Raw genomic sequence first — 16,715 nt, 5'->3', positions numbered from 1 at the left:
AGAACCTAAGTCCAATGGACTATCTGCCACAGAATCATCCGCTCCGTCTTACGAGTCGGGAGTCTCAGCACTCCGCCAGGTCCTCCTTGAGTGCGTGGGCCGCGGCATTCAGGGCCGTGACCAGGGACTGGAGGTGGTGCGGGTCGTAGCGCACACTGGGCATCGACACCGACAGGCCGGCCAGCGCGGTGCCGTCCCGGTCGCGCACCGGTACGCCCACAGCGACCAGACCCCGCTCGGACCGTTCTTTGTTGACGGCGAACCCGTTGCGCCGCAGCCGTTTCAGCTCCGTGCGCAGGCGGGCGAGATCCGGTCGGTCGGCCGGACGGTCGCGGTAACGCTCGGGGGCGTACACCTCGTCCAGTTCCTCGTCGGAGAGGTCGGCGAGCAGGAGCAGTCCCGCTGTGGTGCGGTGCGCCGGGAACACCATGCCCTCCCGGGAGCCGACCCGCAGGGCCTGCCGGCACTCGACGCTGGCGATGAACCGGGCCGTGTCACCGGTGCGCACCGTCAGGTTCGCGGTCTCGTCTAGCAGGTCGACGACCCGGTGCAGGTGGGGCAGGGCCGCCGCGCGCAGCCGCGAGACCAGGGACTGGGAGTGCGCGGCGAGTTCCAGCACAGGTCCCGCGCGGTAGACGCGGTCCTCGTCCTGCACGGCGAAGTCCCGGTAGACCAGCATCGCCAGGATCCGGTGGGCGGTGGACCGGGCGACGCCCAGCCGCTCGGCGATCTGCGAGACGGTCGCGCCGCCCTCCATCTGCAGGATGGTCGCCGCCCGCAGCGCGTGGTCCACGCTGGCGATCGGGTAGGGCGGCGGTGTCTTCAGCGGCTTGTCCATGGCGTGGCCCCTGTTTCTGCTCTCCAGAATCTCCATGTTCTCTCACCAGACGCGGCGCACGCTGATGCCGTGACTGAGACCTCCATGACCCAAGACACCGCCACGGGTTCCCCGGTCCGGCTCCAGGCTGTCGCCGCGGAGGGGCAGCCCGAGGTCACCCCGGCACTCGAAGAGCTCTACCGCGGGTTCGAACAGGAACTGCTCGTTCCGCTGTGGACCGAGATCGGCGACCTGATGCCGGCCCACCCGCGCTCGCGCGCCGTGCCGCACCTGTGGCGCTGGGAGCGGCTGCGGCAGCTGGCGGCCCAGGCCGGCGACCTGGTTCCCGTCGGCCGCGGCGGCGAGCGCCGCGCCATCGCGCTGGCCAACCCCTCCCTCGGCGGACGGCCGTTCGCCACCCCGACGCTGTGGGCGGCCATCCAATACCTCATGCCCGGTGAGGACGCCCCGGAGCACCGGCACACCCAGCATGCCTTCCGCTTCGTCGTCGAGGGCTCGGGCGTGTGGACGGTCGTCGGCGGCGACCCGGTCCCGATGAACCGTGGCGACTTCCTCCCGCAGGCGGGCTGGAACTGGCACGCCCACCACAACGCCACCTCCGAACCGATGGCGTGGATCGACGGCCTGGACATCCCCTTCCAGTACGTCACCGAGGCGCAGTTCTTCGAGTTCGGCCGCGACGAGATCAGCGACGCCGAGCGCATCACCCCGCAGCGGTCGCGCTCCGAGCGCCTGTGGGGCCACCCCGGCCTGCGCCCGCTGGCGGCCGCCCCGCCCACGCCGGGCAGCCCACTGCTGTCCTACAAGTGGGACTACACCAACGCCGCCCTGGCCGACCAGCTCCTGCTGGAGAAGGAGGGCTTTGGCGGCACCGTGGAGCCCGGTCACGCCGCGGTGCGCTACTCCAACCCCCATGACGGCTCCGACGTCCTGCCGACCGTCCGCGCCGAGTTCCACCGCATCGCCCGCGGCGCCGAGACCGCGCCGGTGCGCGAGACCGGTTCGTCGGTCTACCAGGTCTTCGACGGCTCCGGCGTGGTGACCGTCGGCGACACGTCCTGGACGGTGACCCGCGGCGACCTGTTCGTCGTCCCGTCCTGGGAGCCGTTCGCCGCCAGGTCCGAGGCCGGCACGACCGACTCCGACGAGGGAGCCCTCGACCTCTTCCGCTTCTCCGACGCGCCCGTCTTCGAGGCGCTCCGGCTCAACCGCACCCAGAAGGACGCCTGACCATGAAGCTCGCCACCATCCGCACCGCCGACGGCACCAGGGCGGTCCGCCTAGACGGTGACCTCCTGGTCGATCTCGGGTACGCCGACCTGGGCGAGCTGCTCGCCGAGGCCGACTGGCAGGCCAGGGCCGCCGCCTCCGGCACCACCTACCCCGCCGAGGGCGCCGACTTCGCGCCGGTCGTGCCCAACCCATCCAAGATCATCTGCGTCGGGCACAACTACACCGACCACATCAAGGAGATGGGCCGGGAGCTGCCGGACTACCCGACCCTCTTCCCGAAGTTCGCCGACACCCTTCTCGGCGCCGGCGACGACATCGCCAAGCCGACCGAGACCGGCGCGCTCGACTGGGAGGTCGAGCTGGCGGTCGTGATCGGCAAGGCGGTGCGCCGCGCCGACGAGCAGCAGGCCGCCGACGCGATCGCCGGCTTCACCGTCATGAACGACATCTCGGTGCGCGACTGGCAGTTCCGCACCATCGAGTGGACCCAGGGCAAGATCTGGGAAGCCTCCACCCCGGTCGGCCCCTACGTCGTCACCCCCGACGAGGTCGGCGGCGTCCGCCCCTCGCTCGAGGTGAAGACGGTCGTCGACGGGCAGGTCATGCAGCAGGACGACACCGGCACGCTGCTGTTCGACCCGGTGTTCCTGGTGCGGTACATCTCCACCGTCATCACCCTGCGCCCCGGCGACATCATCGCCACCGGCACCCCTGCCGGCGTGGGCAACGCCCGCGACCCGAAGGTCTTCCTGCTCCCCGGCAACACCGTGGTCACCGAGATCTCCGGTCTGGGCGCCTGCACGAACAAGGTGGTCGAGGCATGACGGACGCCGTACGGACCTCCGCCGACGCGCGCGTGTGGGCCCGCACGGGCACGAAGCTGGTGCTCGCCGCCGTCGCGGAACTCGACGAGGCCGGCTTCTCGGCAGACAGCGTGCTGCCCGGCTGGATCCGCAAGCACCTCGCCGCTCATGTCGCCGCCAACGCCGACGCCCTGTGCAACCTCGTGCACTGGGCGGCCACCGGAGAGGAGACGCCGATGTACGCCTCCGCCGAGGAGCGCGCCGCCGGCATCGCCAAGGGCCCGGGCCTGTCGGCCGACGAGCTGCGTTCCTGGCTGACCGCCTCCGCGCACCGGCTCGCCGAGGGACTCGACGGGCTCACCGACGACCAGTGGCAGCACAGGGTCGTCACCGCCCAGGGCCGCACGGTCCCCGCCACCGAGCTGCCGTGGATGCGCGCCCGCGAGGTGTGCGTCCACGCCGCCGACTTCGGCACCGGCACCACCTTCGCCGACCTGCCGGACGGCTTCCTGACCGCGCTGGTCGACGAGATCCGCGAGAAGCGCGGACCGGTCGACCTGCCCGACGGGCCTCTGCCGGAGGTCGCGGCCTGGCTGACCGGTCGTCCGCACTCGCTCGCCGACGCTCCCGAGCTCGGCCCGTGGCTCTGAGGAGTTGAGTCATGTCCCATCCTGATGTGATCGTCGTCGGCGGCGGCATCGGCGGCCTCGGCGTCGCGTTCTCGCTGACCCGCCAGGGTCAGAGCGTCCGCCTGCTGGAGCGCGCCCCAGCCTTCGGCGAGGTCGGCGCCGGCATCCAGCTCGCGCCCAACTGCACCCGCATCCTCGACGACTACGGCCTGCTCGAGGAAGCCAAGAGCCTCGGCGTCGTCCCGGACTCCATGGTCATGCGCGATGCCGTCGACGGCGCCGAGCTGACCCGGCTCGACCTGCGGGACCTGGAGAAGCGCCACGGCTACCCGTACCTGGTCATCCACCGCAGCGACCTGCACGGTCTGCTTCTGCGCGCGTGCGAGCGCGTCGGCGTCGAGCTGATCACCGACGCGCAGGTGACCTCGTACCAGAACACCGACGGCGGCGCCCGCGTGACCCTCGCCTCCGGCGAGACGCACGAGGCCGGCGTCGTGATCGCGGCCGACGGGCTGCACTCCCTCGCCCGCAAGCTGCTCGTCGACGACGAGCCCGTCTCCTCGGCGTACGTCGCCTACCGCGGCACCGTGCCCGCCGAGCTGCCGCGAGTGGAGTCCGTCGACCTCGGCGAGGTCGTGGTGTACGTCGGGGCCGCCTGCCACTTCGTGCACTACGGCCTGCGCGGCGGCGAGTTGCTCAACCAGGTCGCCGTCTTCGAGTCGCCCAAGGCGCTGGCCGGGCAGGAGGACTGGGGCACGCCCGACGAGCTCGACACCGCCTTCGCCAAGACCTGCGACTTCGTCCGGGACGGCCTGCCGTTCATGTGGCGGGACAAGTGGTGGCGGATGTTCGACCGTGACCCGATCATGAACTGGGTCCATGGCCGGATAGCGCTGCTCGGTGACTCCGCGCACCCGCCGCTGCAGTACATCGCGCAGGGCGCGATCATGGCGATCGAGGACGGCTGGGTGCTGGGCGAGCACGTCGCCCGCAACCGGGCCGCCGACGGCACGGTCGAGTGGGGCACCGCCCTCGCCGCCTACCAGGCGGTGCGCCCGGAGCACTGCCGCCGCGTGCTGAGCACCTCCCGCACGTGGGGCGAGCTGTGGCACCTCGACGGCGTCCCCCGCGAGCAGCGCAACGCACTGCTGCGCGCCCGCGACACCTACGACTACTCGTTCGTCGATTGGCTGTACGGCCCGACCGCGCTGACGCCGGACCAGGAGCCGCCCATGTTCACGCCGATCCCGCTGTCCTCGGCGGACGCCGAGGCCTCGCTGACGGTCGTGGAAGGCAGTGCAGCGTGAGCGATACCTACCTGTACGCGGCCGTCCGTACCCCGTTCGGCCGCTTCAACGGAGCCCTCGCGGGGCGCGCCCCGACGATCTCGCCGCGACCGCGCTGACCGGCCTGCTGGACCGGGCGCCCGGCCTGGACCGCGCCGCGATCGACGACGTGGCGTGCGGCAACGCCAACGGCGCCGGCGAGGACAACCGCAACGTGGGCCGTACTCCTGGCCGGGCTGCCGGTGGGCGTGCCTGGCCCCGACGGAGTCCGCGTGCGGGAGACGTACGGCATCACGGTGGCTGACCTGCGCAGGCGGCTCTCCCTCGACCTGCTCGCCCGAGCCGCGACCGGTGTCCTGTGCCGAGCGGCACGGGGCACCGGCCGCCCATCCTGCTTTACAGTTCGTCAAGGAGTTGTGCGGGGCGTGCGGCGCGGAGTCGGTCCGTACGGTCATCGTGCGGCGGCGCGTTAGGATCCCGGCATGGCGAACCTTCGACAGGCGCAGAAGCAGATGACGCGCCGCTTGCTGCTGGAGTCGGGACTCGAGCTGTTCAAGACGAAGGGGTACGCCGCCACGACGGTCGACGACATCGCGACCGAGGCGGGCACCACCCGGGTGACGTTCTACGCCTACTTTCCCTCCCGCAGCGAGCTGATGAAGGCGCTCATCGACGAGCAGCTCAACGAGGCTCTGCAGCGCGTCAGTTCACCCGAGCACGGCTCCACGGCCCAGGGCCTGGTCGCGACCGTGGCCGACGGGACGCCGGAGGCGATCAACGCCTGGCTGCGGCGTACCGCCGACAGCTGGCCGACGATCCGGCCGATCATCCGCGTGGGCCGGGACGCCGCGGCGGTCGATCCGGAACTCGCCGACCTGGTGGAGCGATGGCTGGAGGAGGCCATCAGCGACATCGAGGACGGACTGACGGCGGCCGGGCGCTTCGCCCCCCATCAGCGCCGCTTCCGGGGTGTACTGGCGATGGCCGAGCTGGACTACGTCGCCCAGCACTGGGAAGGTGCGGACTGGAAGCTCACGCGCGAGCAGATGCTCGACGAGCTCAGCTCCAGCTGGGTGCGGTTGCTGACCTGACCGCCGCCGGGAGCCGGGCCGGTCTCAGATCTCTGCCGCGGCGTCGAACAGCAGCGTCCGGAGCCATGCGATGAAGGACCGGTCGGACAGGCGTGGGTTCCACACCATGTCGATGCCGAGCCCGGGCAGCGGGAACGGGAACTCCTCGATCCGCACGTCGGCGAGCGTCTGCATGGTGGCGGCGACCCGGTAGCGCAGGAGGGCGACGCCGCCCGCGCGGGCCACGAGGAACGGCACCAGCAGGAAGTCGGAGATCCACTGACCGACGCGGTAGGGGATCCCCTTGTCCTCCAGCACCGAGTACGGGAAGACCCGCCGGTCGGTGTCGACCACGATGTGCGGCTCGGTGGTGAGCAGGTCGAGCGCACTCGCCTGGGGCGGGGTGTCCGGTGAGGCCACCACCACGCAGCGGTCGTCGTACAGCCGCTCGCGCGGATACGGCGAGAAGTGCCCCTCGGAGATGAGTACCACGTCGACGCCCCCCTCGGTGAAGGTGGCCTCGGTCGGCACCGTGATGGTCCGCACGCGCAGCGTGGCGTGCGGCGCGCGCTCGGCGACGAGCCGCGTCAGCCGGGGGCCGATGACGAACGCCGTGCTGTTCGTCATGGCGACCGTGATGACCCGCTCGTCCGTGGCGGGGTCGAAACAGGGGAAGTCGACGATCTGGGCCGTCTGTTGCAGCGCGCTGCGCAGCGGCGCGATCAGCTCCAGCGCACGCGGGGTGAGCGTGACGCCGCTTCCCTGCCGGACGACGAGCTCGTCGCCCAGCAGACGCCGCATCCTGGTCAGCGCGTGGCTCATGGCGGGCTGCGACAGCCCCACCCGTTCCGCCGCCCTGGTCACCGAACGCTCCTCCAAGAGCGCGAGGAGGGGCACCAGCAGGTTGAGATTGACCGACGCCAGCCGGTCCAGCCCCGAAGCCCGGGTGCCCTCACCGTCGCCGTTCATGGAGCAAACCTTACGCGGCCGCCCAGGTCATGCGGCGCAGCCGGGGAATGGGGATGCGGTGGTTGAGCGCCGCGGCCGTGGTGGTGCCGTCCTCCTGCGACCAGGTCATCAACGCCGGCCCGCCGCCAGGCTCTCCGTCGGCGTACGCCGGCTCCCCGGCCGCCGGGAGGTGTCCCACCGCCTTGAGGGTCAGTCCGAACTGCTCGGTCCAGAAGTAGGGCTGGAACGCGAGCGGCGGTGCGTCCTCGCCGTGGACGAGCGCCCGGGCGGCGGCCTTCGCCTGCTCGATGGCGCTGCTCCACAGGGGGATGCGGCGCAGGCCTTGCGGGGTGGGGAAGGCGGCGAGGTCGCCGACGGCCGCGACCTCGGGACGGGCGAGGCCCCGCGAGTCGACCGGGACGGCGCCGTTCACGACGAGACCGGTGCCGGCGAGCCACTCCGTGTTGGGCACGTCGCCGACGGCCGTGAGCAGGATCTTCGCCGCAAGGACCGCGCCGTCCTCCAGCACGACCCGGGCGTCGCCCGCACGCCCTTCGACCCGGGCCCTGCCGGTCTCGACGACGGTGAGCCCCCGGTCGCGCGCGGCGGCGACGAAGACACCGGCGAGGTGCGGACCGAGTTGGTCGGTCAGCGGCATCCCCTGGGAGACGAGGGTGACTCGGCAGCCGGTGGCAAGGCATCCCGAGGCGATCTCCATGCCGAGCGGGCCGCCGCCGACGACGAGGACCGAGGGCCGGTGCGCGAGGCGGCGGCGCAGCGTCAGCGCGTCGTCGAGTCCGCGCAGGGTGACCTCGTCGGGCAGCTCGGACAGCCGCCGCGCCCGGGAGCCCGTGGCGAGGACGACGCGGTCGTACGGCAGGGCGGTGCCGTCGTCGAGCGTGACGAGCCGCCGGTCGAGGTCGAGCCCGGTCGCGCGCACGCCCAGCAGTTCGGTCGCCCCGTGGCCGGGCGGCGGGAGCGCGTGCGAGGACATGTCGTCGCCGTCGAGCAGCAGTGCCTTCGACAGGGCGGGGCGGCTGTACGCCGGGTGCGTCTCGTCGCCGACGACGGTCAACTCGCCGTCGAACCCGGCGTCGCGAAGCGTGTGGGCGGCGGTGAGTCCGGCGATCCCGTTGCCGACGACGACGACGCGTTCCAAGGTGCCGGCGCTCATTCGACCCTCAGCGCGGCGACCGGGCACACCCGGGCGGCGGCGTTCGCCAGAGCGGCGTCGGCCTGGCCGGCCTCCTCGCGGTCGAGCACCAGCTCGCCGTCGTCGTCGAGGTGCATGAGCTGCGGGGCGGCCTCTTCGCACAGGCCGTGTCCCTCGCAGCGGGCGCGGTCGAGAACGATCCTCATGCGGGGATTACCTCCAGGACGGGGAGCTCTTCGATGCTCCGGGTGATGTTGCTGGGAACACGGACCTCGGGCCCGACGACGAGGCGCTTGACGCGCCGGGAGAGTGCCTCGATCACGGCGTGGGCCTCCAGGCGGGCGAGTCCCTGGCCCGCGCAGCCGTGCGGGCCGTATCCGAACGACAGATGGTCGACCGGGTTGCGTTCGACCAGGAAGGTGTCCGGGTCGTCGTAGTGCCGGGGGTCGCGGTTGCCGGCGCCGAGCAGTAGCGCGATCTGTGCGCCCGCCGGGATGACGGTGCCCTCGACGTCGACGTCCCGCGTGGCGAGCCGGCCCCAGACGTTGACGGGAGACCAGAAGCGCAGCACCTCGTTGAACGCCCCCGGTATCAGGGACGGTTCGACGCGGACCCGGTCGAGCTGGTCGGGATGCGCGGCGAAGAGGGCGACGATGTTGCCGATCGCCGCGACGGTCGTGTCGACGCCGGCGCCCAGGTACTGGTGGATGATGTGGCCGGCCGTGCCCTCGGGAACGGCGCCGCGCGCCTCGGCCTCGAAGATGCCACGGCCCACCGAGCCCTCGGCCAGGTCGTCGGCCGTGACCTCGGAGCACCATCCGTACAGTTCCCCTGCGATGGGGAAGTTCTCGGCCGTGCGCTGGTTCATCGGGCCGAGGACCTGCATGGCGGCCTGGCCCCAGCGCAGCATGTTCTCGCGTACGTGGCCGGTGAAGCCGATCAGGTCCGCGACGACCTCCAGCGGGAAGGCGCGGGCGAGGGCGTCGACGGCCTCGAAGGAGCCCTTCGCGACAAGATCGGCGACCAGGGCGTCCGCCTTCGACTCGATCCGGTCCTTCAGGCCGCGCAGGGCGCGCGGCGAGAGGTTCTCCGTGAGCGTGGCGCGCAGCCGGGTGTGCACCGGCGGGTCGGACGCGAGCGAGGTGCCGGTCAGCGCCTGGTTGGCCGCCGGGTTGAACGCGATCGACGTCGAGGAGAAAGACTCCCAGTCCGCGAGCGCGCCGCGGATGACGTCGTACCGCGTCAGTGCGTAGACGTCGTTCTTCGGCAGGTGGACGACGGGGCCCTGTTCCCGCAGCTCGGCGTGGACAGGGCAGGGGTCCAGGACGACCTCGTCGGCGAAGAGGTCGACTTCGGAGGTGGGCGGAGTGCTCATGTCCTCAGTGAAAGTGGTCGACCTTACATCCATCAAGTGAATGATTTACATGGCGTTACATGCACGACATTCATGTGTCACGGGCAGCATGCGCCCGTGCTCTGATTTTCCGACCTGGCGCAACCCTCCGTGCGTTTCTTTTTCGTGGTGTTCGTTTCATTGACGTCATGTAAAGCGAATGGTTAACGTGACGGCAGCCACAGGGTGCACGGTCGCACCCCACACCGGACACGTGAGGCAGTCATGAGCGTGAACAGCAACACCGTGAACACCGTCCTGGGCCCGGTGCCGGCTGAGGAATTGGGTGTCGTCTCGGTCCACGAGGCCCTGCTGTCGGTGCTCCCCGGTGCGGAGCACGCCTTCGACATCACCCTCGACCGGGCCGAGATCTTCGAGACGCTGGCCGCGAAGCTGAGGGACTTCCGCGCTCATGGCGGCGGCACGATCGTCGACAGCACCGGCATGTTCCACGGACGGGACGTCCGGCTGTACGAAAGCCTGTCCCGGACGACCGGTGTGCACATCGTCGCCTCGACCGGCCAGGGCCCCGAGGAACTCCTCGGCGGGTACTTCCTCACGCCGCAGACCAACCCGCCGACGCCGTGGCCGGCTGACAAGTTCGCCGACCTCTTCACCAAGGAGATCGCCGAGGGCATGGTGGTCCCGCGCGTGGAGCGCCGCGGCCCCGCCGGTCTGGTGGCCACCGCCGCGACGCGGACCGGCATGACCGCGACCGATGAGAGCCTGTTCCGCGGCGCGGCGCGCACCGCCCTCGCCACCGGCGTCGCGGTCTCCGTCCGGTACGGCGCCGACGCCGTACACGACCTCGACACCGTTCTCGACGAGAAGCTGCCGGCCGACCGGGTCGTCGTAGGCGGGCTGGACCGCAAGGACGCCGTCGCCGCCGGCGCGCCCGCGAAGGTCGCAGGCCGCGGCGCGCACGTCGCGCTCGACCACGTCGGCACCGAGGACGCCGAGCACCTCACGGACGCCGAGCGCGCCGCTCTGGTCGCCGACCTCGTGAGGGCCGGTCTCACCGACCGGATCCTGCTCTCCGCCGGCGCGACCGGGGTGGCCATGGGGCACCCCGCCAACGACCTGCCGTACAGCCACGTCCTGACCGCCTTCGTGCCGCTGCTGAAGGCGCAGGGCCTCAGCGACGACGACGTGCGGCGGATGCTCGTGGCCAACCCGCGCGACCTGCTCGCCGTGCGCTGAGCGCGCCGGCCCGAACGACCGTCAAGTCCTCTTCTCAAAAGGTGAGTGTTGTGTCGAGAGTGAACACAGTCCTGGGGCCGGTCCCCGCCGAGGAGCTGGGTCTCGTGGCGATCCACGAGCACATCGGGTACGGCATGCCCGGCTCCGAGCTGGACACGAAGTGGTGGAAGACGCCCGAGCAGCGCTACGAGGAGACCGTCCCGAAGCTGCGGAGGTTCCACGCGCTCGGCGGCGGCACCTTCGTCGACGCGACCGGCATCTGCAACGGCCGTGACGTCGACTACTACAAGTCCCTGTCCGCGAAGACCGGCGTCCACATCGTCGCCTGCACCGGCTTCGTTGGCGGCGACACCGCTCTGCCGCACTTCGCCCGCGCCGACGTCGACTACCTCACCCGGCAGTTCGTCCACGAGATCACCGTCGGCATCGGCACCACCGGCAGTCCGGCCGGCGTCATCAAGGTCGGCGTGAGCCGCGGCGGCCGTATGACGGACCTGGACAAGCGCATCTACCGAGCCGCGGCCCGCGCCTCGCTCACCACCGGCGTGCCGATCCTCACCCACCTCGCGATCGACGCCGAGAACGCGATAGCGATCTTCAACGAGGAAAGCCTTCCCCTCGACCGCGTGCTGTTCGGGCATGTCGACGACGGCGTGAACGCCGACAGGACGCGCGACGTCTGGATCGCGGAGCAGGGCGGCCGCATCGGTTTCGACACCTTCGGCTATGAGACCGAGCTGCCGGACCCGCCGTTCTGGGCCCGCCCCCGCAAGGAGCGGCTGGACCACTTCCTGCGGTTCATCGGCGACGGCCGGCTGGGGCAGGTCCTCGCCTCCGCCGACGCCAACTGCAGCCCGCTGGGCTGGCCGGGAGTCAAGGGACACACCGTCAACTACATCTTCGACGACCTCATCCCGGACCTCCGTGCCGTCGGCCTGGACGAGGCCGCCATCACGACGATCTTCGTCGACAACCCTGCCGACTTCCTGACCATCCAGAAGTAAGAGAGAACCACCATGCAGTCCTCGAACCTGAAGAACCTGAAGATCGCGGTCGTCGGAGCGGGATACGGCGGCGCGGCGGCGGCCAAGGCCCTGAGCCTGCTCGGCGCGGACGTGAACGTCTACGAGCAGGCGAACCAGATCCGCGAGGTCGGCGCCGGCATCGGTCTGCGCCCCGCCACCATCGACCGGTTCCGCCAGTGGGGCATCTTCGACGCGATCGCCGAGGTCAGCTCGCCCAGCGAGTACTTCGAGATCCTCACCGCCACCGGTGAACCGATCATGAAGGAGGCGTGGCCGGCCGCCGGGGACCAGACCCACACGCATCTGATCCACCGCGGCGACTTCATCGACGCCCTGCTCGGCGTGCTGCCCGAGGGCATGGTGCACCTCGGTCACAAACTGCAGACCGTCGAGGACAAGGGCGACAGCGCGGTCCTCACCTTCGCGGACGGCAAGACGGTCGAGGCGGACCTCGTCGTCGGCGCCGACGGCATCAAGTCGGTCGTGCGCCACCAGCTGTTCAGTGACAAGAGCCCGGTGTTCTCCGGCGAGCACGCCTACCGCGCCGTGATTTCGGTGGACGACGCCCACGGCATGGTCGTCGACGACAACCTCCGGATGTACATCGGCAAGGGCACGAAGATCTACCTGCTGCCGCTGAGGCACCGGGGCCAGGTGTCGTTCGACATCACCGCCCTGTGCCCGGACAGCACCTGGACACCCCAGGTCACCAAGGACGACCTGCTGAGGACGGTCGAAGGCTTCGACGAACGCCTTGTGAAGATCACGCGCGACCTCGACATGGACACCGTGAACATCCGCGCCGTCTACGACATCGACCCGGTCGACACCTGGCACTCCGGCTCCGTCGTCCTCGTCGGCGACGCCGCCCACTCGATGCTGCACCACCAGGGCCAGGGCGCGAACTCGGCCATCGAGGACGCCGGGGGACTCGCCGATGCCCTGCGCGAGGCCGACTCCCTGAAGGAGGCACTGGCGCTGTACCAGGCCACCCGCAAGCCCATGACCGACAAACTGCAGGCCATCTCGCGCCAGGGCTGGACCGAAGACGAGATCAACGACGTCTTCCCCGGCCAGAAGCCCGCGGCGGCCGCCGCGCCGAAGGAGTGACGTCATGCCGCTGCATCCCGAGATCGCCAAGTTCGTCTCCGGCCTGCCCACCCCGCCCGAGGGCCCGCTCGACCCGGTCGCACTGCGCGCCGCCGACGAGGCGCGTGTCGCTCCCGTGGAGGAACGCCTGCCGCTGCACTCGGTCGAGGACGTGACGGCACGGACCGCCTCCGGCGAGGTGCCGGTGCGGATCTACACGCCGGCGGAGGCCGACCGTCACGGTCTGCTGGTGTACTTCCACGGCGGCGCCTTCTTCCTCGGCAGTCTGGAGACGCACGACCACGTCGCGCGCTCGCTGGCCAAGGAGACCGGGCTCAAGGTCGTCTCCGTCGGCTACCGCCTGGCGCCCGAGGCTGCCTTCCCCGCCGGACTCGACGACTGCCACGCGGTCGTACGGTGGGTTGCCGAGGAGGGGGAGAACCTGGGCTGGGACGGTACGACCCTCGCCGTCGCCGGCGACAGCTCTGGCGGCAACTTCGCCGCTGCGGTCGCGGCCAGGGCACACGACGAGGGCTTCGACCGGATCACCCACCAGATCCTCTACTACCCCTCGCTCGACCTGGACTTCGACGTCGACCGCTACCCCTCGCTGCGGAAGAACGCCGTCGGCTACGGCCTGGAGACGGCGGGCCTGAAACCCTTCAACGCCTTCTACCTCGACAGCGGCGCCGACCCGGCGGACCCGCTCGTCTCGCCGATCAGGCGGACCGTCCTCGGCGGGCTGCCGCCCGCTCTCGTCGTCACCGCCGAGTTCGACCCGATGCGCGACGAGGGGGAGCTCTACGGCCGAAGGCTGCAGGAGGCCGGGGTCGGGGCGACGGTGCGCCGCTACGAGGGCGCGAACCACGGATTCGTCCAGCACTTCTCCTGGATCCCCGAGTACCACGAGGTCTTCGCCGCGACCCGCGACTTCCTCAGCCGCCACTGACCGGGCGGCCTAAGCACGAGTTCAGAAAAGAGGACCATGACGCACGCAGTCACCGTCCATCCCTTGGTCTCGCCGTGGGGCCGCTTCGGTCTGTACAGCTTCTTCATCGACGCACCCGAACCGGCGATCGTCGACACCGGGATAGCGTCCTCGCCCGCCGAGGGGATGGCTTCGGCACTGGAGGCGATCGGGCGCCGCATCGAGGACGTGCGCTGGATCCTGCTGACGCATGGTCACATCGACCACGTAGGCGGGGCGTACGCCCTGTGGGAGCTCACCGGCCGACGTGCACAGGTGGTCATCCACGAGGCCGACGCACCGATGCTCCGCTCGCGGCGGGCCCATGTGGAGGAGTACCGCGCGGGACGCGGCCGGTACCTGGGTGATCCGGACGGGGAGGCGAAGGTGGCGGCGGCCGCGGACGCCGTCATTTCCGGCGAGATGGAACCCACCTTGCTCGTCGAGGGAGGCGAGACCCTGTCCCTGGGCGGTGACGTCACGGTGTCGGTGCACGCGATCCCGGGCCACACGCCCGGATCGGTCGCCTATGTCGTCGACGGTCAGCGGTCGGTGTTCACCGGCGACGCCGTGCAGGTCCACGGTGCCGCCAACGGCTTCCCCGGCTACACCGACCCGGCCGCCTACCGCGCCGGCCTGGAACACCTGCGCGACGAGGTCCGTCCGCGGCACCTGTACCTCGGGCACCCGTACCGCCGCGCCGATGGCACGCCGTACGGCGTCGAGCTCGACGAGGCGCAGGCCCGGGAGGCCATCACCCAGAGCCTCGTCGCCGAGCGTCGCGTCGCCGCGGCCGCCTGCGCCTGCCTGGAGGCCGGGCTGCGGGAGACGGACTCGCCGTACTCCCCCTTCACCCCCGTCGCCGACGCACTCGGCTACAGCGGCGACCCGACGCTCGAGCCGTCGCCGTTCTTCACCTCGCTGCACGGCTACCGCGCGCAGCACCACCAGACCGTGTAGTACAGGAGCTTCTCACCATGACCGACCTTCATACGATCCAGGCGGGCGGGCAGACCATCGCCGTCCGCAAGGACCTGCGGGTGCCGACGCGGGACGGCGTCCAACTCGCCGTGGACGCCTACCACGGCGTGGACGACACGCCGCGGCCGGCCCTGATCGCGATGAGCGCCTACGGCAAGGAGCTGCAGGCCCTCGCCCTCACCACACCGCCGCAGCGTCGGCCCAGCCCGATGTGGGACGGCTGCATCGAGGCCGGTGACATCGCCCGTGTCGTCCGCGGGGGCTACGTCCACGTCATCGGTGACATGCGCGGCACCGGCGACTCCGGCGGCGTCATGATCGGCAACTACAACTTCGGCGGGGTGTCGCAGGGGCAGGACCTCTACGACCTGATCGAGTGGGTCGCCGCGCAGCCGTGGTGCGACGGCAACGTCGGCATGATCGGCATCTCGTACTTCGGCTCGATGCAGGTGCTCGCCGCCGCCGAGCGTCCGCCGCACCTGAAGGCGATCTTCGTCAGTGGGGGGCACTACGACTTCTACGAGACGACATACCACGGCGGGATCATGTGGTTCATGCCGCGTGCCGCCCGCGAGGGCCGAGGCGGTGACTCTGGCATCGCGCACACCAACGTCAAGTCCCGCATGCAGGAGGTCCACAGTCCCGAGGAGCTGAGGAAGCTCGTCGACGAGCGGCTGAACGACCCGGACGTGGCGGCCTGGCCGAACCTGGTCCACGTGCTCAAATACTCCAAGAACCGCGAGTTCTGGTTCGACATCGTGATGAACCCCCTCGACGGCGACTGGTACGAGGAACGCAACCCGATCAACCTGGCCCGGAACATCGACATCCCGGTCTACCTCCAGATCGACCAGGGCCGCGGCTGGACCCTGGACGGCCACATCGAGCTCTTCGACGTGCTCAAGGGTCCCAAGAAGCTGGACATCGGCGCCTACCCGCCGATGCAGTCGCGCCCCTGGGTCGAAGAACACGACAAGATGTTCCGCTGGTACGAGTACTGGCTCAAGGGAATCGACAACGGGATCATGGACGAGCCGGCCGTGAGCGTCTTCGTGGAGGGTTCCCGCGAGGTGGTCACCGCGGCGCAGTGGCCGCCGAAGGAGACCGAGTACAAGTCGCTCTACCTGCGCCCGCGGCACAAGCTCTCCTTCGAGCCCGAGCTCATGGGCCCCGAGTACGCCTCGCCCGACGGCTTTTACCAGGCGCCGCTCACCGTCACCGACAAGGTGCAGTTGCTGAACTGGCGCACCGAGCGGTTCGAGGAGCCCACCGAACTGATCGGCAGCGGTGCGGCGCACCTGTTCGCGGAGATCGACCAGGACGACACCAACTTCATCCTGCGGCTGTGGGACGAGGCCCCCGGCGGCGCTCGGCAGCTGATCACCACCGGCTACCTCAAGGCGTCCCACCGAGAGCTCGACGAGAAGCGCACCACCGAGGGCAACCCGTACCACCCGCACACCCGGGCGGTGCCGGTGGAGCCCGGGAAGATCGAGGAGTACGTGCTGCGGCTGTACCCGTTCGCGGCCACCTTCCAGCCGGGGCACCGCCTGGTGGTGGAACTGTCGAACGACGAGCCGCTGGCCGACGCGCACAACGCGCTGCTGCCGCCGGACGCCTTCCACCTGCCGGTGGGCCGCCCCGTCACCCACAAGATCTACCGCGACGCCGCGCACCCCTCCCGGCTGGTGCTGCCGTTCACGACGACCCCGGCGCCCGACACGACGCGATCGGGCTCCGCGCGCACCGAAGACGGAGACCGGCGCAGCGGCTCCTGACGAGGCCGACGCCGCCCGGGGGACCGCCGTACCCCGGGCGGCCTCACCTCTACGTCCGCGTAGCGTCCGGATCCTCGCGCTGCGCGTCGTCCCGGCCGCCGACCGGGCAGCGGTCGCCCCTGCCGGATTCCGGCGGGCGGCCGATCTGGTCCGTGGGGACCGGCCGTAGTGTTCGTCGCGGCAGCCGAATCATCGCCGCTCGTCTGTCACTACGTGATCAGCCGGCGGTATTCCGTTCGGCCGGCCCTGGGCCCGACCACCGAGCGTCGGCGCCGCGTTCGCCGAGTACGGCCGCATCGACAAGACCGTGCACCTCTGGTTG

At 70.7% G+C, this 16,715-nt stretch carries 16 protein-coding genes and 1 pseudogene; 12 read left to right on the top strand and 5 right to left on the bottom strand.

What is annotated here, in order from left to right:
- Positions 1-64: 64 nt before the first annotated feature.
- Positions 65-838 (bottom strand): IclR family transcriptional regulator, encoded by a 774-nt coding sequence (locus ACQEXA_RS12170; protein WP_432934915.1) that lies wholly within the window; start codon positions 836-838, stop codon positions 65-67.
- 84 nt (positions 839-922) lie between these two features.
- Between ACQEXA_RS12170 and ACQEXA_RS12165 the strand changes: the two genes are divergently transcribed.
- The 6 genes and pseudogenes from ACQEXA_RS12165 to ACQEXA_RS12140 all read left to right on the top strand — a co-directional run bounded on the left by ACQEXA_RS12165 (position 923) and on the right by ACQEXA_RS12140 (position 5,880).
- Positions 923-2,068: a cupin domain-containing protein gene (locus ACQEXA_RS12165; protein WP_433134531.1), complete on the top strand. Its 1,146-nt coding sequence runs from the start codon at positions 923-925 to the stop codon at positions 2,066-2,068.
- Between the two features lie 2 nt (positions 2,069-2,070).
- Positions 2,071-2,895, top strand: a complete 825-nt coding sequence (locus ACQEXA_RS12160) for a fumarylacetoacetate hydrolase family protein (protein WP_433129765.1) — start codon at positions 2,071-2,073, stop codon at positions 2,893-2,895.
- The gene (locus ACQEXA_RS12155; protein WP_432934916.1) at positions 2,892-3,524 is read left to right on the top strand and encodes a maleylpyruvate isomerase family mycothiol-dependent enzyme; all 633 of its coding nucleotides are present in this window, start codon (positions 2,892-2,894) and stop codon (positions 3,522-3,524) included. Before ACQEXA_RS12160 ends, ACQEXA_RS12155 begins: the two co-directional genes overlap by 4 nt.
- Positions 3,525-3,550: 26 nt before the next feature.
- A complete protein-coding gene (locus ACQEXA_RS12150) occupies positions 3,551-4,810 on the top strand; it encodes an FAD-dependent monooxygenase (protein ID WP_433134529.1) in 1,260 nt (419 codons plus the stop codon).
- Positions 4,807-5,046: pseudogene (locus ACQEXA_RS12145) on the top strand (3-oxoadipyl-CoA thiolase); the annotation flags it as partial. The gene ACQEXA_RS12150 and the pseudogene ACQEXA_RS12145, both read left to right, overlap by 4 nt.
- A 225-nt stretch (positions 5,047-5,271) precedes the next feature.
- Entirely contained in the window at positions 5,272-5,880 is a 609-nt protein-coding gene (locus ACQEXA_RS12140; RefSeq protein WP_359393097.1) for a TetR/AcrR family transcriptional regulator, read from the top strand.
- 24 nt (positions 5,881-5,904) lie between these two features.
- On the opposite strand, the gene ACQEXA_RS12135 is transcribed toward ACQEXA_RS12140, so the two are convergent.
- From ACQEXA_RS12135 to ACQEXA_RS12120, 4 genes are read right to left on the bottom strand one after another with little or no spacing between them, the layout of a single operon-like run.
- On the bottom strand, positions 5,905-6,828 hold the full coding sequence (locus tag ACQEXA_RS12135; protein ID WP_432934917.1) for a LysR family transcriptional regulator: 924 nt from the start codon (positions 6,826-6,828) through the stop codon (positions 5,905-5,907).
- 10 nt (positions 6,829-6,838) lie between these two features.
- Positions 6,839-7,981: an NAD(P)/FAD-dependent oxidoreductase gene (locus tag ACQEXA_RS12130; protein ID WP_432934918.1), complete on the bottom strand. Its 1,143-nt coding sequence runs from the start codon at positions 7,979-7,981 to the stop codon at positions 6,839-6,841.
- Complete coding sequence (locus tag ACQEXA_RS12125) at positions 7,978-8,166, bottom strand: ferredoxin (protein WP_433129763.1); 189 nt, start codon at positions 8,164-8,166, stop codon at positions 7,978-7,980. Before ACQEXA_RS12125 ends, ACQEXA_RS12130 begins: the two co-directional genes overlap by 4 nt.
- Positions 8,163-9,335: a cytochrome P450 gene (locus tag ACQEXA_RS12120; protein ID WP_432934920.1), complete on the bottom strand. Its 1,173-nt coding sequence runs from the start codon at positions 9,333-9,335 to the stop codon at positions 8,163-8,165. Before ACQEXA_RS12120 ends, ACQEXA_RS12125 begins: the two co-directional genes overlap by 4 nt.
- A 243-nt stretch (positions 9,336-9,578) precedes the next feature.
- Between ACQEXA_RS12120 and ACQEXA_RS12115 the strand changes: the two genes are divergently transcribed.
- Genes ACQEXA_RS12115 through ACQEXA_RS12090 form a run of 6 tightly spaced genes read left to right on the top strand, consistent with a single transcriptional unit; the run spans position 9,579 to position 16,393 of the window.
- On the top strand, positions 9,579-10,553 hold the full coding sequence (locus ACQEXA_RS12115) for a phosphotriesterase (RefSeq protein WP_432934921.1): 975 nt from the start codon (positions 9,579-9,581) through the stop codon (positions 10,551-10,553).
- Between the two features lie 50 nt (positions 10,554-10,603).
- Positions 10,604-11,557 carry a phosphotriesterase family protein gene (locus ACQEXA_RS12110; protein ID WP_432934922.1) on the top strand — a complete coding sequence of 318 codons (954 nt, stop codon included), beginning with the start codon at positions 10,604-10,606 and terminating at the stop codon, positions 11,555-11,557.
- Between the two features lie 12 nt (positions 11,558-11,569).
- On the top strand, positions 11,570-12,688 hold the full coding sequence (locus ACQEXA_RS12105) for an FAD-dependent oxidoreductase (RefSeq protein WP_433129761.1): 1,119 nt from the start codon (positions 11,570-11,572) through the stop codon (positions 12,686-12,688).
- Between the two features lie 4 nt (positions 12,689-12,692).
- Positions 12,693-13,616, top strand: a complete 924-nt coding sequence (locus ACQEXA_RS12100) for an alpha/beta hydrolase (RefSeq protein ID WP_432934924.1) — start codon at positions 12,693-12,695, stop codon at positions 13,614-13,616.
- A 36-nt stretch (positions 13,617-13,652) separates the two neighbouring features.
- Positions 13,653-14,594 (top strand): MBL fold metallo-hydrolase, encoded by a 942-nt coding sequence (locus tag ACQEXA_RS12095; RefSeq protein ID WP_432934925.1) that lies wholly within the window; start codon positions 13,653-13,655, stop codon positions 14,592-14,594.
- Between the two features lie 17 nt (positions 14,595-14,611).
- Positions 14,612-16,393, top strand: coding sequence for a CocE/NonD family hydrolase (locus ACQEXA_RS12090; RefSeq protein WP_432934926.1), 1,782 nt, complete (start codon positions 14,612-14,614; stop codon positions 16,391-16,393).
- Positions 16,394-16,715 lie beyond the last annotated feature (322 nt).

It is taken from the genome of Streptomyces sp. CA-106110 (genome assembly GCF_050936285.1).
In the GTDB taxonomy this organism is placed as follows: Bacteria; Actinomycetota; Actinomycetes; order Streptomycetales; family Streptomycetaceae; genus Streptomyces.
The sequence above is the reverse complement of the archived record's forward strand: the minus strand, read 5'-3'. Positions and strand labels throughout refer to the sequence as shown.